Below are 26,229 nucleotides of genomic sequence, written 5' to 3'. Positions count from 1 at the left end.
CGGCTCCGCTACGCCGTCGTGCGCTCGGCCGTCCCGTCGTCGTCGTCCGCGTCCGCCGGCTCCTCGCGCGGCACGACGAGGATCTCCGAGATCCGGCGCCGGTCGAGCGCGGTCACCTGGAGGGTCACGCCGTCGACCGCGACCGAGTCGCCGACCTGCGCGAGCCGCCCGAGGTTCTCGATCACGAAGCCCGCGACGGTGTCGGACGCCGAGTCGGGGAGCCTGACGCCCGTCGCCTCCTCGAAGTCCTGGAAGTTGAGGCGGCCGTCGATCGTGCCGCCGTCCTCCGCGAGGTCGCGCGCGGCGGAGTCGGTGTCGTACTCGTCGAAGATCTCGCCCACGACCTCCTCCACGAGGTCCTCGAGCGTGACGATGCCGTCGGTGCCGCCGTACTCGTCGACGATGACGGCGATCTGGTGGCCCTCGGCGCGCATCATCGTGAGCGTCGGCAGCACGCGCGCGGTCGCCGGGAGGTACGGGATCGGGCGGAGGATCTCGGCGACGGGCCGCTCCGGATCCGCCGCGATCGCCTGGTACAGGTCGCGCACGTGCACGAAGCCGATGACGTCGTCGATGCTCTTGTCCATCACGGGATAGCGCGAGTACGGCCGGTCCTGCACGTCGATCCCCGCGTCGCGCACCGTGCCCGCGCCGTCGAGCGCGGCGATCTCGGGCCGCGGCTTCATCACCTCGCTGAGCTGGCGGTGGCGGAGGGAGAGCACGTCGTCGAGGATCCGGCGCTCGTCGTCCGGGAGACCCTCGTGGCTGGAGACGATGTCGCGGAGCTCCTCCTCGCTCATCTCCTCGCCGGTCTTGTGCGGGTCGCCGCCGAGGAGGCGCACGACCAGGTCCGTCGACGCGGAGAGCAGCCAGATCACGGGCCGCATGAGGATCGCGAAGCCGTTGAGCACGGGCGCGACGCCGTACGCGAACCCGGCGTTGCGCTGGATCGCGAGGCGCTTGGGCGCGAGCTCGCCGAGCACGAGGGAGAGGTACGCGATCACCAGCGTCAGCAGGAGCGTGGCGAGCGTGGAGGCGAAGCCGGCCTCCAGGCCCCACGACTCGAGCAGCGGGACGACGGACGGCGCGATGGACGAGGCGCCGTAGGCGGCGGACGCGAACCCGGCGACGGTCACGCCGATCTGCACCGCCGCGAGGAAGGTGTTGGGGTTCCGGGCGAGCGCGGCGACCTTCTCACCGCGGCGGCCGCGGGCGGCGAGGGCGTTGAGCTGGCCCTCTCGGAGGGTGACGAGCGCCATCTCGGTGGCGGCGAACACGCCGCCGACGAGGACGAACACGACGACGAGGACGATGTTGAGGAGGAGGTCGCCGTTCACGAGCGGGTGCCGGCCCGGCGGATCGCGGTGAGGCGGGCGGCGCGGAGGGTGCGGGGCGTGCCCGGGGTCGTCCGGGCGCCGGGACTGTGGCTGTCGGGAGCGGGCTCCCGCGCGGTTCTGTGCATGCGACGAGGCTAGCGGAGCGGGTGGGGAAATAGCCGGGGCGGGCGGTCGTGCCCTAGCGTCGGGGCATGGATCACGGCATGGACCAGCAATGGAACGCCCCATTGGTGTGGCTCGCCCTCGCGCTCGTCAACGCCGGCCTCGCCGAGCAGAAGAACCGGTCGAGGTGGACGTGGTTCCTCGTCTCCCTGTTCCTCGGCCCGATCGCGACCCTCTTCATCGTGACGTGGGAGCGCGTCCCCGAGCGGCCCGTCGCGCCCCGGCAGGAGGGGCCGACGAACGGGCTCCTCGCGGTGGGCGTCGGGTTGGCCATCCTGGCGGTCGCCAGCGCCGTGGTGGCGGCGATCGGCGGGGACACCGGCATGTGGACGCTCGCGGGCGCGCTCGCCCTGGTGGCCGCGGTCTCCCTGGTGCTCCACGTCCTCGCGCACCGGCGCTGGGCGGCGCTGCGGTCCGCTCGCGCGGAGGCCGACGAGACGCGCTGACGCGTCAGGCCGTCAGGCCGTCAGGTCGTCGGCTCCGAGGTGACCGGCCCGGCATCTATCAGCACGTCGGCCGTCGCGCGCGGAGCGAAGCGGGTGTCGAAGTCGCGTTCGTTCGGGATCCAGACCTCATGCCAGAGGGCGACGTGGTCGCGGCCGAGCCGGGCGTCGCGGGCCATGCCGCGGGCGGACGCCGTCGCGAGGTCGACGTCGCACCAGACGGCGAGGTCGATCCCGGCACGGGCCTCCGGGTGCAGCAACCCGATCACGTCGACCACCAGCAGGTCCGTCCCGGGCAGCGGCTCGGGAGCGCCGAGCGCGCGCCGGCCCCAGTCGTAGCGCCGGAAGGACCCGGGTCGGCCGGAGCGGAGCGGACCCAGCACCTCCTCCACCAGCCGCGTCCGCTCGACGCCGTCCCAATCCGACGACCGGCGGTGCGACCGCGTCGGGTCGAGGAAGTCGTCGCCCCGCAGGCGCACCGCGCCGGGGAGGGCGGCCGTGAGCTGCCGGGCGAGCGTCGACTTGCCGGATCCGCCGTAGCCGGACACCCCGACGACGATCGGGCGGTCGGCCGCGGCGCGCAGGGCGGTCACCTGCCGGGCGAGCTCGAACGCGTCCATGTCGCGAGCGTACGGGGCGTCGCGATGCGGGATCGCGCGGGCACGCGCGCCGCCACGGACCCGCCGTGGCGATCCGCCGAGCGGCCGGGAGGCGGGGCCCGGCTCCGCCCCTCAGCCGCGCAGCGCCGGGTACTCCGCGAGCGTCGGCGCGTGCCGGGCGCTCGTCAGCGGGAAGCGGTCGCCGAACCCGCGCACGGGCCGCGACGCGGCCACCCGCACGGCGCCGCGCAGCGCCTTCTGCCCGAGCGCGGACGACGGGTGCGTGAGGCGCGCCCCGCCCGGCGGCAGCCCCTGCGCGCTGTCGGCGTAGCGCCGCAGCTGCGCCTCGTATCGCGCGAACGCGGCCGGGAAGGTGTCGCCCGTGTCCGCGAGCGCGCGTCCCAGCTCGCCCGCGAGCACGTGGGCGGCGACCAGCGAGAGGGTCGTGCCCATGCCCGTGGGGCCGGATCCCCAGGCCGCGTCGCCGAGGAGCGCGATGCGTCCCTTCGACCACGTCGAGACGATCACCTGCTCCATGCGCTGCGTGTAGAACTCGTCCGGGCGCGCTTGGAACCCGTCGAGGATCCGCTCGACCTGCCAGCCCGCGCCGCGGAAGCGCGCGCGGAGCACGGTCATCTGCGCGTCGAATGGCAGCTGCTCGAACCCGGAGGGCTCCGACTCGAACGACAGGCTCGCGCGGATCGTGCCCACGTCGTCGGGCCGGATGGTGGCGTTCCGCGCGCCGCGCCCCGTGAGGAAGTCCCAGTAGCCGGTGTCGCCGGGGATCCGGTCGATAGTCCCGTAGGCGATGCTCACGCCGTGGTCGCGGAGCGTGGTCTCCTCGGCGAAGGCCAGCCGGCGCGTGCGGGAGCTGCGGCCCTCGGCCACGAGCAGGAGGTCGTAGCGCTCGCGGGATCCGCTCGCGAGCTCGACGTCGACCCCGGTCGCGTCCTGGCGCACCCCCGTCACGAAGTCGCCGTAGCGGAGCTCGACGTCGTCCCGCACGAGGTCGACGAGGATCCCCGCGAACCGGCCGCGCAGGATCTCCACCTCCGCCGTCGGCCCGTCCTTCCCGGCGGTGCGGGGGAACGTGGCGAGGACGCGCCCCTCCTCGTCGACGAAGCGCGTCCCGTCCTCGCCGGTGAGGTTCGCCATGACGATGTCCTCGACGCCCATGCGCCGGAGCACGTCGCGGCCGAGCCCGCGCACGTCGATGTTCTGCCCCGCCTGGCGCGGCTCGGCCGAGCGCTCGAGCAGGGTCACGTCGAAGCCCTCGCGGTGCAGTCCCCAGGCGAGCGCCGGACCGGCGATGCTGGCTCCCGTCACGAGGACCCTCGGGCGGTGGTGGGTGGTGTCGGCCATGCGGTGATCTCCTCGGTCGTCGAGCGGACCCGGGATCCCGGGCGCGAGTAGACTCTATGTCGTAGATGCTTCACGGTGAAGCATTCGCGTCGACTCGGAGGAACACGACATGTCCCACACCATCGCGGTACCGGGGGACCGCTCCGAGGTGCTCGAGCGGCTCCGGGACCACACGACCGCGTTCGACGAGTCGGTGCGGCAGCTGGCCGCGGCCGTCGGTCTGCCGACGACGGACACGACGGCGCTCGCCGAGGTGATCTGGGCGGAGACCGCGGGCCGGGCGCTGTCCCCGGCCCGCCTGTCGGAACGGCTCCATCTGACCTCGGGGGCCACGACCGCGCTCGTCAACCGGCTCGAGGGCGGCGGGCACATCGTGCGGAGCCGGGAGAGCGACGATCGGCGGATCGTGACGCTGCGGCCGACCGCGGGGTCCAAGGCGCGCGTGATGGCCATGCTGCAGGGCGCGCAGGTCGAGGTCGACCGGGCGCTCGACGGGTTCACCGCCGACCAGCTCCGCACGGCGGCGGCGGTCGTGCGCGCGGTCACGGAGGGCACGGCGGCGGGGACGCGCGCACTGGCCGGCGACGGCGCGACCGGGAGCTGAGGGGCGGTCGTCGGGTCAGCCAGCGGAGACGCAGGGGCTGTCGCAGCCCGCGCGCTCCGTCGTCCGCGTCGCCGCAGCGCGTTCCGCAGCCCGCTCGGCCGCTCGCGCCAGCAGCGACACGTGCAGGTACCCCGCGTAGCCGCCGGGTGTCCGGCCGTCGCGCCGGCTCGAGGTGAGCACCTCGCCCGCGGCCGACGCCGTGATCCGCGCGCCGTGGGAGCGGAGCCGGGCGACCAGGTCCACGTCCTCGTGCTCGACGACCGCGGGGAAGCCGCCGGCCGCCGCGTACGCGTCCGCGCGCACGCCGAGGTTCGCGCCGTGGACGTGCCCGTTCGCCTCGCCGGGCACGCGCGTCGCCCGCCAGGCCGCGATCTGCGCCGGGCTGAGCGCCTCGAGCTCCGGCCGGACGGTGCCCACGACCACGTCGGTCACGGCGTCCGCGAGCTGCAGCTGGCTGGTGATCCACGCGGCCGGCACCTCCGAGTCGGCGTCGGTGCACGCGAGCCACAGCTCGGCGTCCGCACCGTCCCAGCCGGCGCGCGCGGCGTCGACTCCCCGCGCCCGCGCGGCGCCGACCCGGCCGGCCGAGCTCTCGATGACCTCGACGCCGGCCGCCCGGGCGATCTCCGCGGTGCGGTCGCGGCAGTCGTCGGCGACGAGGATCACGCGCACGTCGACGCCCGCGGCCCGGGCGCGCTCCGCGGCGACCTCGACGGACGCGAGGCAGCGCCCGACGAGCGCCTCCTCGTCGCGCGCGGGGATGACGACCGCGACCGCGCGGATCCGCCGCCGCCCCCGCTCCGGCTCCTCCGCGCGGTCGGACGCGGCCGACGCCCCCGTCACCGGAGCCCCGTCCGGGCGGCGACCGAGCGCGGATCCGCCGACAGCACCTCGAGCAGGAAGTCGTCCTCCTCGTGCCGGAGGATGCGCGTCAGCCCGGGCACGCCGGCCAGCCGCGCGTGCACCTCGTCGCCCGAGCGGCGGAAGTCGCCCTCGGGGTGCCGCCAGTGGCAGGCGACCAGGGTGCCGGAGGGGCCGAGCGCATCGGGCAGCGCCGCGAGCACGCGGTCGAGCGCGTCGTCGTCGAGGTAGTAGCCGACCTCGCTCATCACGACGAGGTCGAAGGCGCCCGCGGGCCAGTCGGCGCCCACGTCGCGCACCTCCACCCGCACGTGCGGGGCGTCGGCGAGCCGGGCACGGGCGCGCTCGACGGCGGTCGGGGCCACGTCCACGGCGAGGAGCTCGTCGACGCGCTCGGCCAGGCCCGCGCTCGTCACGCCGATGGAGCAGCCGATCTCGAGCGCGCGCCCGTAGCGCTCGTCGGGCAGCGCCGCGAGGGTCGCCAGGCGCTTGCGACGCTCGTACCAGCGGGTGGTGACGCGCCACGGATCCTCGTCGCGCGCGTACGCGGCGTCGAAGCGCTCGGCCGCGGACGGCGATCCGGCGGGCGTCGGCTCGGCGGAGCGGTCCGCGACGATGAGGACCTCCCGGTCGCGCTCGGCGTGCCGCAGGAACGCGGGCAGCAGCACGGCGCGGTCCTCAGGGGCGTCGGAGAGCGGCCGCACCTGGCTCGCGTGCGCGTCCATCGCGGCGCGCTTCGCCTGCCGCGCGGCCGGATCCAGCGGGAGCGCCCGCAGGTCGGCCCACGGCACGCGCGCGTCGTCGGGCGTCGCCCAGTGCCACATCCAGACGGGGTACTCGACGAGGCGGAGGCCGCGCTCCGCCGCCTGCGCGGCCACCAGCTCGGCGACGACCTCGCCCGTGACGCGGTGGTCGCGGTGTCCGTCGCCGCGCCAGGGTGCCGCGACCCAGGTGCCCGCCGCCGCCTCGGCGACGAGCGCGGCGAGGTCCGCGCGCACGGCGTCGCGTGCCTCGCGCACACCGCCGTCGGGATGGCCGAGCAGCACCAGGCGCGCGCCGGGGGCGACCGCGTCGAGCGCCGCGCGGGCCTCGTCGCGGCGGATCGCGGCGAGCTCGGCGGGCGTGACGGTGGGGGATCCGGGGTGCGATGCCGCGCCGTCGGTCACGATCGCGAGGGTCACCGGCACGCCGCGGGCGGCGGCCGCGGCGAGCAGTCCGCCCGCGCCGACGGACTCGTCGTCCGCGTGCGCGGACACCACGAGCAGGGCCGGCACGTCGTCGAGGCGCAGCTCGGGGATGGCGTCCCAGCGCGGATCCGCGGGCCACACGTCCGCGTCGACGCCCGGCTCGCGCGCGTCGAACGCGACGCCGGTCGCGGGCGCGGCGTCACCCGGGCGCTCGACGGGCTCCCGCGCGGCCTCCCGCGCGACCTCCCGCGTCGCCGCCTCGACCAGCGCGCCGCCGAGCGACGCGTCGTCGCGCTCGGCGTGGTGCTGCCGCACGTACAGCTCGAGGTCGGCGACGCGCTTGGCGTGCACAGGATCCTGCGCGAGCGGCGCCGGTCCGAGCGCGTGCGCGACGTGCATCAGCGTCTCCTCGGCGGCGCGGGCGGCGATGCCGCGGACCCGCTTGGCGAGCAGCCGTCCCTCCTCGCCCTCCGCGAGGCCCCGGTCCACCAGCCGCGCGGCCTCGTCGAGGGCGCTCCGCGACGCGGCGAGGGCCGCGTCCACCGCGCCCAGGTGCATCAGCGTCAGGCGGTCGGCGCCCGGCCGCTCGGCTGCCGCCAGCAGCGTGCGGGCCAGCCCGACCGCGCCGCCGTGCCAGCAGGCGGCGACGCCGATCGCGCCCCAGTGGAACCCGGCGCGCTCGAGGTACCAGCCGGGGGCGCCGACGCGGCGCGCGGGCACGCCGGTCATCCGCAGCGGACCGCTCGGCACCTCGACGAGCCCGCGCGCCGCCCAGGCGCCGGGCACGACCTCCACGCCGGGGTGGTCGAGGCGCACCGCGTAGAGCGCGCGCGTCCCGTCGGCGGCCGTCGCGATGATCAGCGCGTGCGACAGCGATCCCGCGAGCGAGCACCACGGCTTCGTCCCGGTCAGCACGGCGCCGCCGGGGGCGGGGGCAGGGCCGTCGGCCGGCCCGTCGCCGGCGTCCTCCGCCGGCACGGCCCGCAGCGGATCCCCGCCTCCCTCGGCCGCGAAGACCCCCCACGTGCCCGCGAGTGGATCCGCGGCGGCGCGCACGCCACCGGCCTCCCACTCCTGGTCGAGGATCGCGAGCGCGTCGAGGTGCGGCTCCACCGCCCGGGCGATCCCGAGGTCCGCGGCCGCGAGCGTGGCGAGCGCTTCCCACAGATCGCGCGTGCGCCCGCTGCCGGGCAGCGCGCCGTCGGCGCCCAGCGCCGCGGTGAGCTCGAGCGCGCGCTCCGTCGGCCACGCGTGCGCCGGGCCGTCCGTCGCGGCGAGCGCTGCGACGACCCGCCGCGTCGCCGGGCCCGGCGCGTCCTCCGCGAGCGGCACCGCCGTCGACGCGAGCCGGACCCGGATGCTGGGGAGTGCGGGGAGGATGCGGTCGCGCGGGGAACCGGAGGTCACAGGGGGTGGATCCACTTCGTCGGTCGGTCGACCGGTCGTCGACCGGCGTCTCCCTTCGAACCTACAAGCGTCGCGTCCGTGGTGACGCGGTGCTCCGTCCCGGGTGTGCCGCGGGCGCGATCGTGGCGGACGTCCGCGGGGATGTGGGACCCTGGCGGCAGGGAAGGGGCGCGATCCGCCCGCCCACGCACGACTGGAGGGGACCACCATGACCGAGCACGCCACCGAGCCGTCCGAGTCGATCGACCCGACCGCGTCCGCACCTGACGCGCAGCCCACCCCCGAGGCGGTCGAGGAGTTCGAGCGCCTGGCCGTCCTCCGCATGGGCGGCGAGGACATCGAGGGCGCTCTCGACGCCCTCGCCGACGAGGAGGCCCGCGACGTCGCCGAGGTCGCCATCGACCGCGTCGTCCGGAACTACGAGAACCTCTAGCCCCAGCCCCAGCCGCGCGCGTCCACCCGGCGGACGGGCCGACCCGCGGCGGGCACGACCGGCCTAGTGCCCGGTCAGCCGCGCGATCAGCTCGCGGTACCGCGCCGCCGTCCGCTCCACGATCTCGTCCGGCAGCACGGGGGGCGTGCCCGTCCGGTCCCAGTTCGCGGCGAGCCAGTCGCGCACGATCTGCTTGTCGAAGCTGTCGGTGCGGTTGCCGGTCGCGTACGCCTCGGCATCCCAGTAGCGGGACGAGTCGCTCGTGAGCACCTCGTCCGCCAGCGTCGTGATGCCCGTGCGCGGGTCGATGCCGAACTCGAACTTGGTGTCCGCGAGGATCACGCCGCGCTCCTCCGCGATGGCCGACGCGCGGCGGTACACGTCGAGCGAGAGGTCGCGCAGCCGCGCCGCCTCCTCGTGCCCCACGAGCTCCTCCGTGCGGGCGAACGTGATGTTCTCGTCGTGCTCGCCCTGCGGCGCCTTCCAGGCCGGCGTGTAGATGGGCTCGGGCAGCCGGTCGCCCTGCTGGAGGCCGGCGGGCAGCGGGATGCCGCACACGGTGCCGTGCTCGCGGTACTCCTCCCAGCCGGATCCGGCGAGGTAGCCGCGCACGACGCACTCGATGGGCAGCATCTCGAGCACGCGGCAGAGCATCGCCCGGCCGCGGACGGGCTCGGGCACGCCGATGCGCGCGAGGGTGTCGCCGTCCACGAGGTGGTTCGGCACGTCGAGGCGGTCGAACCACCACAGGCTCAGCTGCGTGAGGAGCTCGCCCTTGCCGGGGATGCCCGGCTCGAGCGCGAAGTCGTAGGCGCTCACGCGGTCGGTCGCGACGACGAGCACGTGCGGCTCGCCCTCGAGCGCCCGGTCCTCCGTGTCGTCCATGGCGGGGCTGAAGAGCTCGCGCACCTTGCCCGAGTAGGCGTGCTCCCAGCCCGGCAGCTCCCACTCGGAGGCGTGCCCGGCCGCCACGGCGCCCGTGGGGACCGCGCCGCTCATCGGATGACCTGCGCCGCGATGTCGGTGCGGTGCTGGGCGCCGTCGAGCGATATCCGCCCCACCGCCTCGTACACCCGCGACCGCGCCTCGTCGAAGCCCGCGCCCGTCGCGACCACGCTGAGCACGCGCCCGCCGGTGGCGACCAGCCCGGCGTCGGACTCGGCGGTGGCGGCGTGCGCGATGCTCACGCCCTCGACCCGGCCCGCCTCGTCGAGGCCCGTGATGACACGGCCGGTGCGCGGCGACTCGGGGTAGCCCTCGCTCGCGAGCACGACCGTGACGGCCACGTCGTCGGAGAACTCCGGCCGCGGCACGCCGCCGAGCTCGCCGGACGCGGCGGCCAGCAGCAGCCGCGAGAGCGGGGTGACGAGGCGCGGCAGCACGACCTGCGTCTCCGGATCCCCGAACCGCGCGTTGAACTCGATGACCCGGATGCCGTCCGACGTGAGGATGAGGCCGCAGTAGAGCAGGCCGATGAACGGCGTCTGCTCGGCGGCGAGCTTCCGCACGGTGGGGAGCGCGATGGTGTCGATGACCTCGTCGACGAAGCCCTCCGGCAGCCACGGCAGCGGCGAGTACGCGCCCATGCCGCCCGTGTTGGGCCCGGCGCCGCCGTCGCCGAGGCGCTTGTAGTCCTGCGCGGGGGAGAGGGGCAGCACGTCGTGCCCGTCGGAGAGGAGGAAGAGCGACACCTCCTGGCCGGCGAGGAACTCCTCGACGAGCACCGTGCCCTGCCCGAGGTAGTGGCGGGCGTGCTCGAGGGCGAGCGAGCGGTCGGCCGTGACGAGCACGCCCTTTCCCGCGGCGAGCCCGTCGGCCTTGATGACGTAGGGAGCGCCGTACTCGTCCAGCGCGGCCTCGACCTCGTCGACGGTGCCGGCCTGGGCGGCGCGGCCGGTGGGCACGCCCGCCTCCTCCATGATGCGCTTGGCGAAGGTCTTGGACCCCTCGAGCGCGGCGGCGGCGCGGCCCGGCCCGAAGACGGGGACGCCGCGGGTGCGGAGCGCGTCCGCGACCCCGGCCACGAGCGGGGCCTCGGGCCCCACGACGACGAGCTCGAAGCCCTCGGCGAGCGCGTGCTCGGCGACGACGACGGGGTCGTCGATGTCCATCTTCACGACGGGCACGGCACGCGCGATCCCCGCGTTGCCGGGGGCGGCGATGACCTCGTGCTCCGCGTCCTCCCGGAGCAGGGCCGTGACGATGGCGTGCTCGCGCGCACCGGAACCGAGTACCAGGATCTTCACGCCCCCACCCTATCGACGCGGTGCCCGGCCGACGGGGCTCGCGCAGCGCCCTGCGGAGACGCGCATCCGCGCCCCGGGTGCACGGGGCGCGGACGGCGGGAGGCCGACCCGCCGCGGGTACGGTCCGGGTCGGCTCCCTGCCCCTCCCGACGTCGTTCGGGTCCGTCGGGAGGCGCATCGTCCGATCCGTCGACGCCCGGGAAGGCGGCGGCGGGGGACGCCGTGCGGTGCCCCGCGGGTGATGTCACCGCCGGGCACTTCCATACACGGTAATGGATGTCCCCCTAAATGCGGACTCCTCCCGGCGCCCCACTTGGAGGGGCGCGCGGGGTCGGTGAGCCCGCCGGCTCTGGCATCCTGGGGCGATGGCCAAGGCGCGCATCCACCCCACCGTCGGACAGCCCGCGGTGCGGGCCGCGCTCGCCGCGGGGGCGGACGCCGACCGCGAGACGCGCGCCACCGCCGTGCGCTTCCTGCTCCAGTCGCTGGCCGACCTCGCGCCCGGCGGCACCGTCGAGGTCCGCGTGCCGCCGTTCGGCGCCGTGCAGTGCATCGAGGGGCCGGGCCACACGCGCGGGACGCCGCCCAACGTCATCGAGACCGATCCCGCCACCTGGATCGCGCTCGCCACCGGCGGCCTCGCCTGGGACGCGGGCGTGGAGGCGGGAGCCGTGCGCGCGTCGGGCCTCCGGGCGGATCTCCGCGGCCTCCTGCCGGTGCCGTGGCAGCTGCCCGCCGACCGCTGAGCGGATGCGGCGCCGTCCGCGGGGCGCCCGGTCCGCCCTGACGGGCCACCCGGGTCGCCGGGTGTCCGGGGCGCGGGGGATGATGGACCCATGACCGACGCCCGACCCCAGCCCGACGACCAGCGCCGCACCGAGGTCCTCGTCCGGCGCTCGCCCCGCTACTTCCGCTTCATGGGCGTCGGCGCCGTGCTCGGCATCGTCGTGGCCATGATCCTCACGCTCACGTTCCCCGCCAACGCCGAGTTCTCCGAGGCGCAGGTGCTCGCGTTCCTGGCGCTGTTCGCGGTCGTGCTCTTCGGCGGGCTGGCGGCGCTCCTCGCGCTGCTGCTCGACCGCGCGGCGTCGCGCCGCTCCCGGGTCCTCACGGCCGAGCGGGAGCGGGGCGAGCCGGGCGCCTGACCCGCGTCGCGGATCCGCGCGGCCCGCCCTCCACGCGCGCCGATCAGCTGAGCTGCGTGCGCTCCAGCCAGGACAGGTACTCCGGCGTCACGTTGCCGGTGATGTACTCGCCCGTGAAGCAGCTCATCTCGAGGTCCTCGACGCCCGTCGACCCCTCCAGGATGGCGTCCCGCATGTCCGCGACCTCCTGGTAGATGAGGTGGTCGGCGCCGAGCTCCTGCGCGATCTCGGGGATCTTCCGCCCGTGCGCGATGAGCTCCTGCCTGGACGGCATGTTGATGCCGTACACGTGCGGGTAGCGCACCGGCGGCGCCGCCGAGGTGAAGGTGACCTTGTTCGCGCCCGCCTGCCGCGCCATGTCCACGATCTCGCGGCTGGTCGTGCCGCGCACGATGGAGTCGTCGACGATGAGGATGTTCTTCCCCTTGAACTCCGAGCTCATGGCGTTGAGCTTCTGCCGCACCGACTTCTTGCGCTGCGCCTGGCCCGGCATGATGAAGGTCCGGCCCACGTAGCGGTTCTTGTAGAAGCCCTCGCGGTACTCGATCCCGAGCGTCTGCGCGACCTGCATGGCGGACGGCCTGGACGAGTCCGGGATCGGCATGACCACGTCGATGTCGCCCGCCGGGCTGTGCTCCGCGATGGTGGCGGCGAGCCGGTTGCCCATGCGCAGGCGCGCGTCGTAGACGCCGATGCCGGACATGACCGAGTCGGGCCGGGCGAGGTACACGAACTCGAAGGCGCAGGGGATGAGGCGCGGCGTCGGGTGGCACTGGCGCGCGTGCATCTCGCCGTCCATCGTGATGAACACGGCCTCGCCGGGCGCGACGTCGCGCACGATCTCGTAGCCCAGGGACTCCATGACGAGCGACTCGCTCGCCACGACCCACTCCATGCGGCCGCCCTCGAGCTCGCGGCGGCCGAGGGTGAGCGGGCGGATCCCGAACGGGTCGCGGAACGCGAGCATGCCGTGCCCCGCGATCATCGCGATGGACGCGTACGAGCCCTCGACCCGCTCATGGACGCGCTCGACGGCGGTGAACACCTGGTCGGGATCCAGCGCCATGCCGGACACCTGCGACTGCAGCTCGTGCGCGAGCACGTTGACGAGAAGCTCGGTGTCGGAGCTCGTGTTGGTGTGGCGGCGGTCCACGTGGAAGAGCTCCTGCGCGAGCTCCCGCGTGTTCGTGAGGTTGCCGTTGTGCACCAGCACGATGCCGTAGGGCGCGTTCACGTAGAAGGGCTGCGCCTCGTCCTCGTCGGCGGCGCTGCCGCGGGTGGCGTAGCGCACGTGGCCGAGGCCCATCGTGCCGAGCAGCGAGCGCATGTCGCGGGTGCGGAAGGCCTCGCGGACCTGGCCGCTCAGCTTCTTCACGTGGAAGGTGTTGCCCTCCGCGGTGGCGATGCCGGTGGAGTCCTGACCGCGGTGCTGCAGGAGCAGGAGGCTGTCGTAGACGAGTTGGTTGACGGGTTCGGACGATACGACGCCGACGATGCCGCACATGCTTCGGCTGACTCCTGAAGAGTAGAAGAGGTGGGGGAGCGGCCAGTCTCCCACACGGGAGCGACGCGCCCGGCCGCTACTCTGTGTCTCGTGACCACCAAGAGCTCCTATGCAGAGGCCGGCGTCGACACGGAGGCCGGCGATCTCGCGGTCCAGCTGATGAAGGAGGCCGTCTCCCGCACGCACGGCCCCGAGGTGGTCGGCGGCTTCGGCGGGTTCGCGGGGCTGTTCGACGCGAGCGCCCTCACGCGCTTCCGCCACCCGCTCCTCGCGACGTCCACGGACGGCGTCGGCACCAAGGTCGCCATCGCGCAGGCGATCGACAAGCACGACACCATCGGCCAGGACCTCGTGGGCATGGTCGTCGACGACATCGTCGTGGTCGGCGCGCGCCCCCTCTTCATGACGGACTACATCGCGTGCGGCAGGGTCGTGCCGGCGCGCATCGCCGACATCGTCGCCGGCATCGCCCGCGCGTGCTCCGACACCGGGACCGCGCTCGTCGGCGGCGAGACGGCGGAGCACCCGGGCCTCCTCGGCCCGGACGACTACGACGTCGCCGGTGCCGCGGTCGGCGCGGTCGAGGCGGATGCCGTGCTCGGCGCGGAGCGCGTGCGCGACGGCGACGTCGTGCTGGCCCTCGCATCGAGCGGCCTGCACAGCAACGGCTTCTCGCTCGTGCGCCACATCCTCCGCGTCGCGGGCATCGGGTTCGGCGACACGTCCGCCGAGCTCGGCGGCGTGGTGGGCGAGGTGCTCCTCGAGCCGACGCGCCTCTACACGACGCCGCTGCTCGACGTGCTCGCGCAGCCGGAGCTCGGCCCGGCCGTGCACTCCATCAGCCACGTCACGGGCGGGGGCATCGCCGCGAACCTCGCGCGCGTGCTGCCGCGCGGGTCCTTCAGCGAGGTCGAGCGCTCCACCTGGTCGCCGCCTGCCGTGTTCCGCGCGCTGTCGGGCATCGCCGGCTCGACGCTCGAGAGCGCCGAGGGCACGTGGAACCTCGGCGTGGGGATGTTCGTCGTCGTCGACCCGGCCGCCGCCGAGGGCATCGCGCAGGCGCTCACCGCCGCGGGCATCCCGACGTGGGAGGCCGGGCGCGTGGCGATGGGCGAGGCGCCCGCGGGCACCGGGTTCGAGCAGGGCGCGAAGGGCGTGGACGGCGGGGCCGTGCGCCTCACCGGCCGCTACCGCGACTGATCCGCCCGCCTTCGAGGCGCCCGGGACGTCGACAGCCCGCGCCCCGCGTGTGCGGGCACCGGGCGCGACGGCACCGGGCGCACGTGAACGGACCCGCCTCGCGAGGAGACGGGTCCGCAGCTCACCCGGCTCTCGCCGGGGATGGGATCAGGCGCGCTTCTGCTCGTCGCCCGGGACGTAGGCGTCCGGCTCGTCGGCGTACTCGTCCCACTTGGCGGCCTCGGCCGCGTACTGCTCGTCGACCGCCCCGTGGGTGGTCAGCTCACGCTCCAGCTGCGTGTAGTCCACATTGGGACTGAACGACTTCAGCTCTCGCGCGATCTTGGTGTGCTTAGCTTTTTGACGGCCGCGCCCCATGCGAGACCCCCTCACGACTCAGGCCCCGACGGGCGGCGACAACGCTGGAAACAGCGGACAGGGATTGGAGAAAACCTAGGGGCTACCCTAACATGTGGCCTCCGGCGTCCCGGGCGTGTCCTCCCGCCGGACGCTCCTGGCCGCATCGTACGGCTCCGCCCTCCGCACGGGATCCGCGCGGGAGCGGGCGCTAGCCTGGCAGTCCCATGAGCCGCGCACCCGCCGAATCCCAGGTCGTGGTCATAGGTGCCGGGCAGGCCGGCCTCTCCGTGGCGTACCACCTGCAGCGGCTCGGGCTCCGCATGGGCACCGACGCCGTCGTGCTCGACCGCGGGCCGTCCACCGGCGGAGCGTGGCAGCACCGCTGGGCGGCGCTCCGGCTGGGGTCCGCGCATCGCGTCGCCGACCTCCCTGGCATGTCGCAGCTGGGCCTGTCGTTCGCGACGGCCGACCGGATGCGCCCGGCGCGCGAGGTCGTCCGCGAGCACTACGCGCGGTACGAGGAGGCGTTCGACCTGCGCGTCGCGCGGCCGGTCGAGGTCCGGGCCGTGCTCGACGCCGACGTGCCGCCGCCCACGGCCTCACGGCGTCGCGCCGCGCATCCGTCGGACGGCGTGCGGCCGCTCCTCGTCCGCGCCTCCGACGGCGATCGCGTGAGCCGGCTGGTCGTCAACGCCACCGGCACCTGGGGCGCGCCGTTCGTGCCGTCCTATCCCGGGCTCGCGTCGTTCCGCGGTCGCCAGCTGCACACGTCCGGCTACCGCTCGGCGGCCGATCTCCGCGGGCTGCGCGTGCTCGTCGTGGGCGGCGGCACGTCGGCCATCGGGTTCCTGCTGGAGCTGGAGGGCGTCGCGGCGCGCACGATGTGGTCGACGAGGCGCCCCGTCGACTTCCTCGAGGCGGGCGAGCTCGACGTGGAGGCGGCCGTCCGCGCCGTCGAGCTGCAGGACCGGGCGGCACGGGCGGGGGAGGCGCTGCCGAGCATCGTCAGCGGCACCGGCGTGCCGCGCACCCGGCGCATCGCCGCGGGGATCCGCCGGGGCCTGCTCGCGAGCCGCGGGCCGATCGACCGGTTCGAGGAGCGCGGCGTCGTCTGGGCCGACGGCGCGCGTGAGGAGGTCGACGCCGTGATCTGGGCCACGGGCTTCCGTCCCGAGATCCGCCATCTGGCACCGCTCGGGCTGCGGGAGAAGGAGGGCGGCGTGCGCGTCGAGTCCGGTGTCTCCGAGCGGGATCCCCGGCTGTTCCTCGCCGGCTACGGCCCGCAGGCGTCGACGATCGGCGCGAACCGCGCGGGCCGGCGCATCGCGCGGCAGGTCGTCGCCGCGCTGGGCTGAGGGGCGGCGCGCGTCGCCGCGCCGGGCGTCGGGGGAGTCGCGGGGGCCCGCGCCGTCTGCGGGAACTCGCGGCGCGTGCCCCCGCCTCGATCCGGACCTCACGGGTCGGCCCGGACGTCGACCGGCCGGCTCGGTGCGCATCGGCGTCGATGCGTCCGTCGTCCGGTCGGGCCCGCACGACCTCCCGGGGTAAGAGTTCGTGCACCAACGACCCTACATCCGTGTCCCCCTTTTCGAGGACACCCGTCCGTCCGGCGTGGCCCGCGACCTGCCCGGGAGCACGCGCGAGGGGAGCCGGGTCGCGCGACCCGACCCCCCTCCGGAGCGCGTGCGGGGATCAGCCGCGGGCGTCGTCCTGCACGGTGCGCTTCGCGTCCCGCGCGCTGTCCTCGACGTCCTGCGCGGCCGACTGCGCCTCCGACCTGACCGTCTCAGCCGAGTCGCGCGCCGTGCCCGCGACCTGCTGCGCGGCCTGCTGCGCGGGCTCCTTCAGCTCACCCGCCACGTCCTTGGCGGCGTCGGTCGCCTTCTCCACCAGGGGCTGGGCCTTGTCCTTGACGGTCGAGGCCAGCTCCTTCTCCTTGTCGCTCGCGGGGATCAGCGAGGCGATGAGGAGGCCCGCGCCGAACGCGACGAGGCCGAGGCCGACGGGGTTCCCCTTCGCCTTCGCCTTCGCGCCGCCGGCGGCGTCGCCCGCGCGCGACTGCGCGTCGCTCGCGGATCCGAGGACGCTGTCCTTCACGTTGGACAGGGCGCCGCGCACCTTGTCGGTCTGGCGCTGCGCCACCTTCGCGGGCGTGACCTTGTCGGCCACCGCGTCCACGTCGATGCTCAGATCGTTCCGCGTGCGCTCGATCTCCGCACGGATCTGCTCCGGGTTGTCGCTCATCGGTCTGCCTCGTTCCTCTTCATCGCTTCGGGGATCTTCTTCACGCTCTCGGCCGTGCGGGGCGCGCCCTGCACGGTCCTGAGCTGCTTGCGGCCCTGCAGGTACATCACGAGGCCGATGACGGCCCAGACGACGGCCACGACGACCGCGCCCCAGGCCTGGTCGTCGAACAGGTAGCCCAGCCCGACCATGAGGGCGACGGACAGGAAGAACACGGCCATGAGGCCCGCGTATCCCGCGCCGCCCAGGAGGCCGGCGCCCTTCCCGGCCTTCTTGGCCGAGTCGCTGATCTCCGCCTTGGCGAGGGCGATCTCCTGGCGCATCAGCGTGGAGACGTCCTTCGTCACGTTCCCGAGGAGGTCGCCGAGGCTGGTGGTCGCGGCCTTCTCCTCGGAGGGGGTGCGTCCGTCGGTCATGCGCGCGATCCGTCGGTGCGGTCGCCCGCGCCGAAGGTCTCCGTGAGCGGGTCGACGGGGCGCGTCTGGTCGTAGAGCGGGGTGGGGGCGACGGACGCGGTGTCGTCGGCGTCGTCGTACGGTCCGACGCCGAGCGGGTCGTCCGCGCCGAGCTGCGTCGACGGCAGGTCGGAGGCCGCGGCAGCGGGCGCGGCAGGGGCGACGTCTCCGGGCGCGGTGGCGCGCGCGGTCGTCGCGGTCGACGTGCCGGTCGTCGTGGTCGTGGACTCCTCCGCCTCCTTCGCGTCGTGCGCCTCGCTCGTGAGCGAGCGCGCGAGGCGACCGGCGGCGACGCCGGCGACGAGGGCCAGGCCGACGAACAGGCCGGGACGGCGGCGCGCGAAGTCCGTGACGTCCTGGAGGAGCGTGCCCGGGTCGCGGCCCTCGAGGTACGAGGCGGCGCTGCCGGCGCGCTGCGACGCCTGCGCGACGAGCTCGCCGGCGAGGCCGGTGCTCTCGGACCGGTCGCCCATGTCCCGGAGCTCGTCGCTGAGCGTGCGGAGGCTGCCGGCGGCGCGCTCCTGCTGGACGCCGGTCTGCTCGCGGAGCTGGTCGCGCGTCTGGGCGACGAGGTCCTGCGCCTGCGCCTTGGCCTCGGACGCGACCTTGCGGGTCTCGTCCTTCGTGACGCCGGCGACGTGCTGCGTGCCGGCCTTGGCGTCGTCGGCCACGCCCGCGGCCTGCTCCTTCGCGGTGTCCGCGGTGCTGCTGGTGCTGCTGCTGGCGGTCGTGCCGGTGGTCCCGGTCGTGCCCAGGGTGGACGCGGGGGCGACGGCCGGGTACGCGTCGTCGGCGGCGGATCCACCGCTCACGGGCGACGCCGGTCGGAGGTCGTTCGACATGTGGTTCCCTCTCGGTTCTCGTGGGGTTCGAGCTGCCGCAGGGCTCGGGCCCTGCTGTCTGCCACAGAACTCCGGGAGAGGGGGAAGTGCATAGGGGCTTGCCCCAGAAAGCTAGCGCCCTAATGATTTGCACGCGCGAGCATGCGCCTGCGTTGCGCTACGGCGTCTCGCGACCGCTCGTGTGCTTCACGGGCGTGGGCGGCGGCGGCCCGGGCCGGCGGCTGACCGGGCGCACGGGCTCCCCGCGACGGTCCTGTCCGGGGACGGGCCGAGAGCGGCGGCCGTAGATGATCTCGGACGAGTCGAGCAGCCACGGCACGAGGGCGAGCGTCACGCCGTGCACGAGGAGCAGCTTCTGGCGGATCCGCCGGGCCTTGTGGTTGTGCAGCAGCGTCTCCCACCAGTGGCCGACGATGTAGACGGGCGTGTAGACCGTGATGATCTCGCTGCCGTGATCCGCGCGACGCGACTTCAGGTACTTGATGAGCGGGAAGCTGATGTCCCGGTACGGCGAGGCGACGATGCGCAGCGGCATCTCGATCTCCATCTCGACCCACTGCCGCTCGAGGAGCGTCGTCGCCTCGTCGTCGACGGACACGTGCACCGCCTCGATGCTGTCGTGGTTCGCGGCGATGGCGTAGTCGAGGGCCTTGAGCACCGGCTTCTGCATCCGCCCGACCAGCACCACCGCGTGGTCGCCCGTGGAGCCGAAGACCGTGACGGGGTCGACCTCGATCTCCTTCTCGACGTCGCGGTAGTAGCGGTTGACGCCGAGCATGAGGAGGAACAGCACCGGCATGATCGCGAAGACGAGCCAGGCGCCGTGCGTGAACTTGGTGATCGTGACGACGATGAGCACGAGCGCGGTGAGCAGCGCGCCGAACGCGTTGATGGCGAGGCCGCGGATCACCTCGCCGCGGTTCGCGCAGCCCTCGCGGAGCATGCGGGTCCAGTGCACGACCATGCCCGTCTGCCCGAGGGTGAACGAGACGAAGACGCCGATGATGTAGAGCTGGATGAGCTGCGTGAGGTTCGCCTGGTAGACGACGAGGATGAGCGTCGCGCCGAGCGCCAGCAGCAGCATGCCGTTGCTGTAGACGAGGCGGTCGCCGCGCGTGAGGAGCGACTTGGGCGCGTAGGCGTCCTTCGCGAGCACGGAGCCGAGCAGCGGGAAGCCGTTGAACGCGGTGTTGGCCGCGAGGAGGAGCACCGCCGCGGTCGTGGCCTGCAGCAGGTAGAACATCACGCTGCCGCCGCCGAACGTGGCCGCCGCGACCTGGGCCATGAGGCTCTTCTGCGGCTCGGTGGCGCACTCGGCCCAGCCCTGGAGGTCGCACGGGTGCTCGCCGTAGTGCACGCGGGCGATGAGCGCGAGGGTGGTGAGGCCCACGAACAGGACGATGGCGGTGCCGCCCATGATCACGAGGGTGGCCTGCGCGTTCTTCACCTTGGGGGTGCGGAACGCGGGCACGCCGTTGGAGATGGCCTCGACGCCGGTGAGCGCCGAGCAGCCGCTCGAGAACGCGCGGAGCAGCAGGAGGATGAACGCGACCTGCGACAGGGTCGGGGTGTCGACCGTGTAGGCCGCGGACTCGGCGACGGGCGGGTCGCCGAGCGCGGTGCGGACGAGGCCCACCACGATCATGACGCCGACGCTGCCGATGAAGAGGTACGTCGGCACGGCGAAGGCCTTGCTCGACTCGCGCACGCCGCGGAGGTTCACGGCCGCGAGGAGCGCGACGAAGAAGACCGCGATCTCGACGCGGAACGGCGCGATCTCGGGGACCGCGCTGATGATGTTGTCGACCCCGGAGGCCACCGACACCGCCACCGTGAGGATGTAGTCCACGAGGAGCGCCGACGCGACGACGAGGCCGGCCTTCTCGCCGAGGTTCTTGTGCGCGACCTCGTAGTCGCCGCCGCCGGACGGGTAGGCCTTGATGAGCTGGCGGTAGCTGAGCACCACGACGACCAGCAGGATCACGACGCAGGCCGCCACCCAGGGCGCGAAGCTGAGGAACGCGAGGCCGCCCAGCGTGAGGATGAGGAGCAGCTCCTGCGGCGCGTAGGCCACCGAGCTGAGCGGGTCGCTCGCGAAGATGGGGAGCGCCAGGTGCTTGGGGAGCAGCTGGCCCTCGAGCTTGTCGCTGGCGAGCTTCTCGCCGATGAGCAGCCGTTTGGCGGGACTGCTCTCGGGAGCCTGGGGGTCCGGAGTCACGAGCGGCCACGATACATGGCGACGCGCCCGGGACGCGACGGAGCGGGGAGCGGGCCGTGAGGCCGCTGGATCCGCGTCGCCGTGCGGACTAGCCGGCCGTCGTGACGGGTCCCGTCGAGAGGGTGCCAGCCGGGTCGGCGGGGGCGGCGTCGCCGCGTCGCCGACGCCGCTCGCGGACGGGGACGGGGAGGTCGAACAGGGGGAGCGTGCGCTGGACGATCGGGCCGATCAGGAGCGCGAACGCGAGCGTGCCGAGGCCCACGTCGCCGCCGAGCGCCCAGCCGATCAGGAGCACGACGAGCTCGATGCCGACGCGCACGCGCCACACCGGCCAGCCCGTGCGGCGGTGGATCCCCGTCATCAGCCCGTCGCGCGGGCCCGGCCCGAAGTGCGCGCCGATGTAGAGGCCGGTCGCGATGCCGAGCAGGACGAGTCCCGCGGCGAAGAGGGGGATGCGGAACCCGAGGCTGTCGACGGCCGGCACCACCGCGAGCGCGAACTGCGCGCTGTAGCCGACGAAGAGGACGTTGAGGACGGTGCCCCAGCCCGGGCGCTGGCGAATGGGGATCCAGAGCAGGAGCACGAGCGCGCCGATGATGTTCGTGACCAGCCCGAAGGGGAGGCCCGTGCGCAGCGTCACGCCCTGGCTGAGGACGTCCCACGGCGAGACGCCGACGGCGGCCTGGAGCATCATGCCGATGGCGAAGCCGTAGAGGAAGATGCCGACGGCGAACTGGACTGAGCGACGGAGCATGAGGGAGATCCAATCGCGTCGCCGGTTGCGGGACAAGGTGCCAATCGCCAGGCTGTGGCCTCATGACCCGCTCTGGATCCGCGCCCTCCGCCGTGCTCGGCCCGACCGCCCTCACCGCGCTGCTGGGGGAGTGGACCCGGCCCGGCAGCCCGGCCTACCAGGCGCTCGCCGACGGGATCCGCCGCCTCGTGCTCGACGGCCGCGTGCCCGTGGGGGCGCGCCTGCCCGCGGAGCGCGAGCTCGCCGCGTCGCTCGGGCTCAGCCGCACGACCGTCGCGGCGGCCTACGCGGCGCTCCGCGGGACCGGCCACCTGGCGAGCCGGCGCGGCTCCGGCAGCGTGACGCGGATCCCGCGACGCGCGCCCGACGCCCGGGGGGAGGGGCGCGAGGTCGCCGACATGAGCCGCGCAGCCGTGCCCGCCGCGCCCGGTCTCGCCGAGGCCGCCATGCGCGCGGCGGCCCGGCTCCCCGCGCACCTCGACGGGCACGGCTACGACGTGGATGGGCTGCCCGAGCTGCGCGAGGCGATCGCCGCCCGCTACCGAGCCCGCGGCCTGCCGACCGAGGCCGACGACGTGCTCGTCACCGTCGGCGCGCAGCACGCGATCGGGCTCCTGGCGTCCGTGCTGCTGCACCGCGGCGACCGGGCGCTCGTCGAGCAGCCGAGCTACCCGCACGCGATCCAGGCCCTGCGCGACGCGGGCGCGCGCCTCGTCGGGGCGGGCGTCGGCGCCCACGGCTGGGACGAGGACGTGCTCGAGCAGACGATCCGCCGCACCCGTCCCGCGCTCGCCTACCTCATGCCCGACTTCCACAACCCGACGGGCCGCACGATGCCGGAGGGCCAGCGCGCGCGGGTCGTGGCGCTCGCCGAGGCGCACGGCGTGACGGTCGTGGCGGACGAGACCACGGCCGAGCTCGACATCGACCGGGCGGAGGCGCATCCGCCGCTGGCCGTCCACGGGTCGCCGGGCGCCGTCGTGCTCGTGGGGTCGGTGGGCAAGACGGTGTGGGGTGGGCTCCGCGTGGGTTGGATCCGCGCCGGCCGGCCGCTCCTCCGGGAGCTGGCCCGCGCGCGCTCGGCCCGCGACCTCGGCACGCCCGTGCTCGAGCAGCTCGTGGTGGCGGAGGTGCTGGGCGGCATGGACGGGATCCTCGCCGAGCGCCGCGCGCGCCTCCGCGAGACGCGGGACCACGTCGAGGCCGAGCTCGCGCGGCGCTTCCCCGGCTGGGAGGTGCCGCACGTCGACGGCGGATTGGCGGTGTGGGTCGGGATCGGAGCGCCCGTGAGCACGGAGCTGGCGCTCGCCGCCCGGGCGCGCGGCCTGTCGATCACGGGCGGGAGCCGGTTCGGGCACGACGGCGCGTTCGAGCGGTTCCTCCGGATCCCCATCACGTCCCCGCCCGCCGCCACCGACCGCGCGCTCGACATCCTCGACGAGGCGTGGCGCGGCCTCGCCCCCGTCGCAGGGCTCGGGCGCGACGTGGAGGACCGCTCGATCCTCGTATGAGGAGCCGACCGCCCTGGGGAGGCGGCCGATGGCGCGGGTGCGGCCCGCGGTAGCGTTCCGGCATCCGTGCGACCTCCCGCGAGCGGCGTTCGTCCCGATGTCCCGTCTCGACGGGCCCCGGCGGAGGGTCGCCAGCCGACCGATCCTGGAGGAACAACTCATGCGCATCCGTCCGCGATCCACCCCCGTCTCGACCCCGTCGGCGGCCGCCGGCCGACCCCGTCACGCGTTCGCCGCGCTGGCGCTCGCCGGCGGGCTCGCCGCCGCCGGTCTCGCCGTGCCGTCGTCGGCGTCCGCCGCGCCCGTCGCCGACGGGTCCGTCGTCGTCCCCGCATCCGTCGATCAGGCCGCTGCCGCCACGCACTGGACGCCCGCCGCCCGTGCCGCCGCCCTCGCGGCCGATTCGCCGACCGCCGCCGGGTCCGCCTCGGCCTCGGCCTCCGCCCTGTCCACGTCGGAGGACGGGAACGCCGCGGCCTCCACCCCGGTCCCGCACCCCGACCAGCCGTTCGTCGGCGTCCTCTTCTACGTGTCGGGCGGGCGGAACCACGCCTGCACCGCGAGCGTGGTCGACACCCCGGAGGGCGACGCGATCGCGACCGCCGCCCACTGCCTCGTCGACCGGCGCACCGGTGCCGCGACCACGCTGGCCACCTTCATCCCCGGAGCCCAGGGCGCCACGGCGCCCCACGGCATCTGGCCGGTGCGCGTCGCGGCCGTCTCCTCCTCGTGGACCACGACGGGCCGCGCCTCCGACGACGCCGGCTTCGCGCGCGTCAGCGGGCCCGCGGGCGAGGTGCTCGCGGCCCAGGTCGGCGCGGCCGAGCCCGTGTTCGGGACGCCCCTCGTGCCGGCGACCGGGGAGGCGCCGCGCCTCGCGATCCTCGGGTACCCGGCCGCCGGATCCGCCACGGCCGCGCTCGAGGCGTGCGCCGGCCGTCCCCAGCACGACACGGGCGGCCAGACGTCCCTGCCGTGCGCGCTCGGGAAGGGCGCGGCCGGATCCCCGGTGATCACGGCGGCCGGCGAGCAGCGCTCCGTCGTCGCGCGTCCCTCCGCAGGCCGCGGCGTGCTCCTCGCCACGTGGGGCGCCGAGGCGCAGTGCGCCTTCTCCTCCCTCCAGGGGCGGTAGTGGATGCCCGGGCAGCGGTCCGCCGTAGCCGCCGAGCGCCGGTCTCGGACCGCTGTCTGGGTAATCCCCTTCGTGCACGAACGGGTTGGGCGGGCACGAGCATACTGAAGCCGTGACCATCGACCTGCCTCCCATCAGCCGCTCCTACATCAGCCGTCCGTACCCGCTCGGCGCCACCGTCGTGGCCCGCGACGGCGGACTGCCCAGCGGCCTCAACGTCGCCGTGTACTCCGAGACCGCGGAGGCCGTCGAGGTCTGCGTGTTCGACGAGTCCGGCACCGAGACCCGCACGCGCCTCTCCGAGCGCACCGGCCACGTCTTCCACGGCCTCGTCGAGGGCGCCGGCATCGGCACCCGCTACGGCCTCCGCGTGCACGGCGAGTGGGACCCGTCCCGCGGCCTCCGCCACAACCCCGCGAAGCTCCTGCTCGACCCGTACGCCATCGCGATCGAGGGGCACCCCACCTGGGGCGAGGACGTCTTCGCGCACACCTTCGACGATCCGTCCGTCATGAACGAGGCCGACTCCGCCGCCTCCATGCCCCGCTCCGTCGTGGCGGACCGCCGCTTCGACTGGGAGGACGACGAGGCCCCGCGCACGGCGTCGGACGAGACCGTCGTCTACGAGGTCCACGTCAAGGGCTTCACCGAGCGGATGGAGTCGGTGCCCGAGGAGATCCGCGGCACGTACGCGGGCCTCGCGCACCCGTCGGCCATCGAGTACCTCACCGACCTCGGCATCACGAGCGTCGAGCTCCTGCCGGTGCACCACTTCATGCAGGACTCGCACCTGGAGGAGAAGGGACTCCGCAACTACTGGGGCTACAACTCCATCGGCTTCCTCGCGCCCTACTCCGACTACAGCTCCGCGGGCGACGGCGGGCAGCAGGTCGTCGAGTTCAAGGAGATGGTCAAGGCCCTGCACGCCGCGGGCCTCGAGGTCATCCTCGACGTGGTCTACAACCACACCGCCGAGGGCAACCACATGGGCCCGTCGCTGTCGCTCAAGGGCATCGACAACGCCTCCTACTACCGGCTCGTGGAGGGCGACGAGGCGTCGTACTTCGACACCACCGGCACGGGCAACAGCCTCAACGTCGGGCACCCGGCGGCGCTCGCGCTGATCATGGACTCGCTCCGCTACTGGGTCGAGGAGATGCACGTCGACGGCTTCCGCTTCGATCTCGCCACGACGCTCACGCGCCAGGACGGCGACGCGGAGCTGCACAGCGCGTTCCTCACCCTGATCCACCAGGACCCGGTGCTCGCGCCCGTGAAGATGATCGCGGAGCCGTGGGACACCGCGGGCTACCAGGTCGGCGGCTTCCCCGCGGACTGGTCGGAGTGGAACGGGAAGTTCCGCGACGACGTGCGCGACTTCTGGCACAGCGGGCAGAACGTGCTCGGCGCGCTGGCCCAGCGGATCACCGGCAGCCCCGACGTGTACGAGTCCGGCCGCCGCTCGCCGCTGTGCAGCGTGAACTTCATCACGGCGCACGACGGCTTCACGCTCGCCGACCTCACGTCGTACGACGCGAAGCACAACGAGGCCAACGGCGAGGACAACAACGACGGCGAGAGCGACAACCGCTCCTCCAACGCCGGCGTGGAGGGCCCGACCGACGATGCCGAGGTGAACGCGATCCGGGACCGCCAGCGCCGCAACATGCTCGGCACGCTGCTGCTCTCCTCGGGCATCCCGATGGTGCTCGGCGGCGACGAGATCGCGCGCACGCAGGGCGGCAACAACAACGCCTACTGCCAGGACAACGAGATCTCCTGGTTCGACTGGGAGAACGCGGACCGCGAGCTGCAGGACTTCACGCGGAAGCTCATCCGCCTGCGCCGCGGCAACCGGGCGCTGCGCCCCATCTGGTTCCGCGGCGACGACGTCGAGGGCGCCGAGGAGGCCGTGCGCTTCATCCGCGCCGACGGGCAGACCCTGAACCCGGAGGACTGGACGGACCCGAACGCGTTCAGCATCGGCGTGATCATGAAGGGCCGTGACAGCGACGCGTTCTTCGTCGCGTTCAACGCGGCCGAGGGCCCGGTCGAGTTCCAGCTGCCCTCCGGGCTCGGCGTCTCGTGGCACCTCGCCATATCGTCCGACTCGGAGCAGAACACGGACGAGGACGCGACCAGCATCCTCGTGCGCGACCGCTCCTTCACGGTGCTGCGGGCCGCGCGCTCCTAGCCGCCCCGCCCGCACGACGGGCCGATCGACCACGCGCCCCCGGGAGACCG

Annotated in this window: 25 protein-coding genes; 10 read left to right on the top strand and 15 right to left on the bottom strand. The window is 74.5% G+C overall.

All coding sequences use genetic code 11. The annotated features are described in order from the left end of the window. Positions 1-8: 8 nt before the first annotated feature. Positions 9-1,337, bottom strand: coding sequence for a hemolysin family protein (locus PED38_RS04565; RefSeq protein WP_063070171.1), 1,329 nt, complete (start codon positions 1,335-1,337; stop codon positions 9-11). Further along, complete coding sequence (locus PED38_RS04560) at positions 1,334-1,462, bottom strand: hypothetical protein (RefSeq protein WP_270980011.1); 129 nt, start codon at positions 1,460-1,462, stop codon at positions 1,334-1,336. Before PED38_RS04560 ends, PED38_RS04565 begins: the two co-directional genes overlap by 4 nt. Positions 1,463-1,528: 66 nt before the next feature. On the opposite strand from PED38_RS04560, the gene PED38_RS04555 reads away from it, so the two are divergent. Further along, positions 1,529-1,945 carry a hypothetical protein gene (locus PED38_RS04555; protein WP_270980009.1) on the top strand — a complete coding sequence of 139 codons (417 nt, stop codon included), beginning with the start codon at positions 1,529-1,531 and terminating at the stop codon, positions 1,943-1,945. Positions 1,946-1,965: 20 nt separating this feature from the next. Here the strand turns inward: PED38_RS04555 and PED38_RS04550 are convergent, their stop codons facing one another. Beyond that, positions 1,966-2,562 (bottom strand): uridine kinase family protein, encoded by a 597-nt coding sequence (locus PED38_RS04550; protein WP_270980007.1) that lies wholly within the window; start codon positions 2,560-2,562, stop codon positions 1,966-1,968. A gap of 111 nt (positions 2,563-2,673) precedes the next feature. After that, positions 2,674-3,903: an FAD-dependent monooxygenase gene (locus PED38_RS04545; protein WP_270980005.1), complete on the bottom strand. Its 1,230-nt coding sequence runs from the start codon at positions 3,901-3,903 to the stop codon at positions 2,674-2,676. A 109-nt stretch (positions 3,904-4,012) separates the two neighbouring features. Between PED38_RS04545 and PED38_RS04540 the strand changes: the two genes are divergently transcribed. Next, positions 4,013-4,507 carry a MarR family winged helix-turn-helix transcriptional regulator gene (locus tag PED38_RS04540; RefSeq protein WP_270980003.1) on the top strand — a complete coding sequence of 165 codons (495 nt, stop codon included), beginning with the start codon at positions 4,013-4,015 and terminating at the stop codon, positions 4,505-4,507. 15 nt (positions 4,508-4,522) lie between these two features. Here the strand turns inward: PED38_RS04540 and PED38_RS04535 are convergent, their stop codons facing one another. Together PED38_RS04535 and PED38_RS04530 are read right to left on the bottom strand one after the other, a co-directional pair. Next, positions 4,523-5,350, bottom strand: a complete 828-nt coding sequence (locus tag PED38_RS04535) for a glycosyltransferase (protein ID WP_270980001.1) — start codon at positions 5,348-5,350, stop codon at positions 4,523-4,525. Beyond that, a complete protein-coding gene (locus PED38_RS04530) occupies positions 5,347-7,962 on the bottom strand; it encodes a PIG-L family deacetylase (protein ID WP_270979999.1) in 2,616 nt (871 codons plus the stop codon). Before PED38_RS04530 ends, PED38_RS04535 begins: the two co-directional genes overlap by 4 nt. A 208-nt stretch (positions 7,963-8,170) precedes the next feature. On the opposite strand from PED38_RS04530, the gene PED38_RS04525 reads away from it, so the two are divergent. After that, on the top strand, positions 8,171-8,395 hold the full coding sequence (locus tag PED38_RS04525; protein ID WP_063070178.1) for a hypothetical protein: 225 nt from the start codon (positions 8,171-8,173) through the stop codon (positions 8,393-8,395). 63 nt (positions 8,396-8,458) lie between these two features. Here the strand turns inward: PED38_RS04525 and PED38_RS04520 are convergent, their stop codons facing one another. Together PED38_RS04520 and purD are read right to left on the bottom strand one after the other, a co-directional pair. Further along, on the bottom strand, positions 8,459-9,394 hold the full coding sequence (locus tag PED38_RS04520) for a phosphoribosylaminoimidazolesuccinocarboxamide synthase (RefSeq protein ID WP_270979997.1): 936 nt from the start codon (positions 9,392-9,394) through the stop codon (positions 8,459-8,461). Beyond that, positions 9,391-10,641 (bottom strand): phosphoribosylamine--glycine ligase, encoded by a 1,251-nt coding sequence (gene purD / locus PED38_RS04515; protein WP_270979995.1) that lies wholly within the window; start codon positions 10,639-10,641, stop codon positions 9,391-9,393. The genes PED38_RS04520 and purD overlap by 4 nt, the downstream gene beginning before the upstream one ends. Positions 10,642-11,006: 365 nt before the next feature. Here purD and PED38_RS04510 point away from each other — a divergent pair, with 365 nt between their 5' ends. Together PED38_RS04510 and PED38_RS04505 are read left to right on the top strand one after the other, a co-directional pair. Further along, positions 11,007-11,387, top strand: coding sequence for a sterol carrier family protein (locus tag PED38_RS04510; RefSeq protein ID WP_063070181.1), 381 nt, complete (start codon positions 11,007-11,009; stop codon positions 11,385-11,387). Between the two features lie 90 nt (positions 11,388-11,477). Continuing rightward, a complete protein-coding gene (locus PED38_RS04505; RefSeq protein ID WP_270979993.1) occupies positions 11,478-11,786 on the top strand; it encodes a hypothetical protein in 309 nt (102 codons plus the stop codon). Positions 11,787-11,829: 43 nt separating this feature from the next. Here the strand turns inward: PED38_RS04505 and purF are convergent, their stop codons facing one another. Continuing rightward, complete coding sequence (gene purF, locus PED38_RS04500; RefSeq protein WP_063070183.1) at positions 11,830-13,290, bottom strand: amidophosphoribosyltransferase; 1,461 nt, start codon at positions 13,288-13,290, stop codon at positions 11,830-11,832. A gap of 90 nt (positions 13,291-13,380) precedes the next feature. Here purF and purM point away from each other — a divergent pair, with 90 nt between their 5' ends. Next, positions 13,381-14,490: a phosphoribosylformylglycinamidine cyclo-ligase gene (gene purM, locus PED38_RS04495; RefSeq protein WP_063070184.1), complete on the top strand. Its 1,110-nt coding sequence runs from the start codon at positions 13,381-13,383 to the stop codon at positions 14,488-14,490. A gap of 147 nt (positions 14,491-14,637) precedes the next feature. Here purM and PED38_RS04490 read toward each other — a convergent pair whose 3' ends face one another. After that, positions 14,638-14,847: a DUF3073 domain-containing protein gene (locus PED38_RS04490; protein ID WP_012037444.1), complete on the bottom strand. Its 210-nt coding sequence runs from the start codon at positions 14,845-14,847 to the stop codon at positions 14,638-14,640. Positions 14,848-15,053: 206 nt separating this feature from the next. Between PED38_RS04490 and PED38_RS04485 the strand changes: the two genes are divergently transcribed. After that, a complete protein-coding gene (locus tag PED38_RS04485) occupies positions 15,054-16,184 on the top strand; it encodes an FAD-dependent oxidoreductase (protein ID WP_063070185.1) in 1,131 nt (376 codons plus the stop codon). A 337-nt stretch (positions 16,185-16,521) separates the two neighbouring features. Here PED38_RS04485 and PED38_RS04480 read toward each other — a convergent pair whose 3' ends face one another. The 5 genes from PED38_RS04480 to yczE form a co-directional block, all read right to left on the bottom strand. Beyond that, positions 16,522-17,073 carry a DUF3618 domain-containing protein gene (locus PED38_RS04480; protein ID WP_063070186.1) on the bottom strand — a complete coding sequence of 184 codons (552 nt, stop codon included), beginning with the start codon at positions 17,071-17,073 and terminating at the stop codon, positions 16,522-16,524. Beyond that, the gene (locus PED38_RS04475) at positions 17,070-17,489 is read right to left on the bottom strand and encodes a phage holin family protein (protein WP_063070187.1); all 420 of its coding nucleotides are present in this window, start codon (positions 17,487-17,489) and stop codon (positions 17,070-17,072) included. Before PED38_RS04475 ends, PED38_RS04480 begins: the two co-directional genes overlap by 4 nt. Further along, positions 17,486-18,370, bottom strand: coding sequence for a hypothetical protein (locus tag PED38_RS04470; RefSeq protein WP_063070188.1), 885 nt, complete (start codon positions 18,368-18,370; stop codon positions 17,486-17,488). The genes PED38_RS04475 and PED38_RS04470 overlap by 4 nt, the downstream gene beginning before the upstream one ends. 157 nt (positions 18,371-18,527) lie before the next feature. After that, positions 18,528-20,588: an APC family permease gene (locus PED38_RS04465; protein WP_063070189.1), complete on the bottom strand. Its 2,061-nt coding sequence runs from the start codon at positions 20,586-20,588 to the stop codon at positions 18,528-18,530. Between the two features lie 88 nt (positions 20,589-20,676). Beyond that, positions 20,677-21,342: a membrane protein YczE gene (yczE, locus tag PED38_RS04460; RefSeq protein WP_063070190.1), complete on the bottom strand. Its 666-nt coding sequence runs from the start codon at positions 21,340-21,342 to the stop codon at positions 20,677-20,679. A 62-nt stretch (positions 21,343-21,404) separates the two neighbouring features. Between yczE and yczR the strand changes: the two genes are divergently transcribed. From yczR to glgX, 3 genes are all read left to right on the top strand, one after another. Beyond that, positions 21,405-22,853, top strand: a complete 1,449-nt coding sequence (yczR, locus tag PED38_RS04455; protein ID WP_063070191.1) for a MocR-like transcription factor YczR — start codon at positions 21,405-21,407, stop codon at positions 22,851-22,853. 160 nt (positions 22,854-23,013) lie between these two features. After that, positions 23,014-23,985, top strand: a complete 972-nt coding sequence (locus PED38_RS04450; RefSeq protein ID WP_063070192.1) for a trypsin-like serine peptidase — start codon at positions 23,014-23,016, stop codon at positions 23,983-23,985. A gap of 112 nt (positions 23,986-24,097) precedes the next feature. Then, complete coding sequence (gene glgX / locus PED38_RS04445) at positions 24,098-26,179, top strand: glycogen debranching protein GlgX (protein WP_270979984.1); 2,082 nt, start codon at positions 24,098-24,100, stop codon at positions 26,177-26,179. Positions 26,180-26,229 lie beyond the last annotated feature (50 nt).

The organism is Clavibacter sp. CT19 (assembly GCF_027858075.1).
Lineage (GTDB): Bacteria > Actinomycetota > Actinomycetes > Actinomycetales > Microbacteriaceae > Clavibacter > Clavibacter tessellarius_A.
This window is presented reverse-complemented; position numbering and strand designations above follow the sequence as displayed.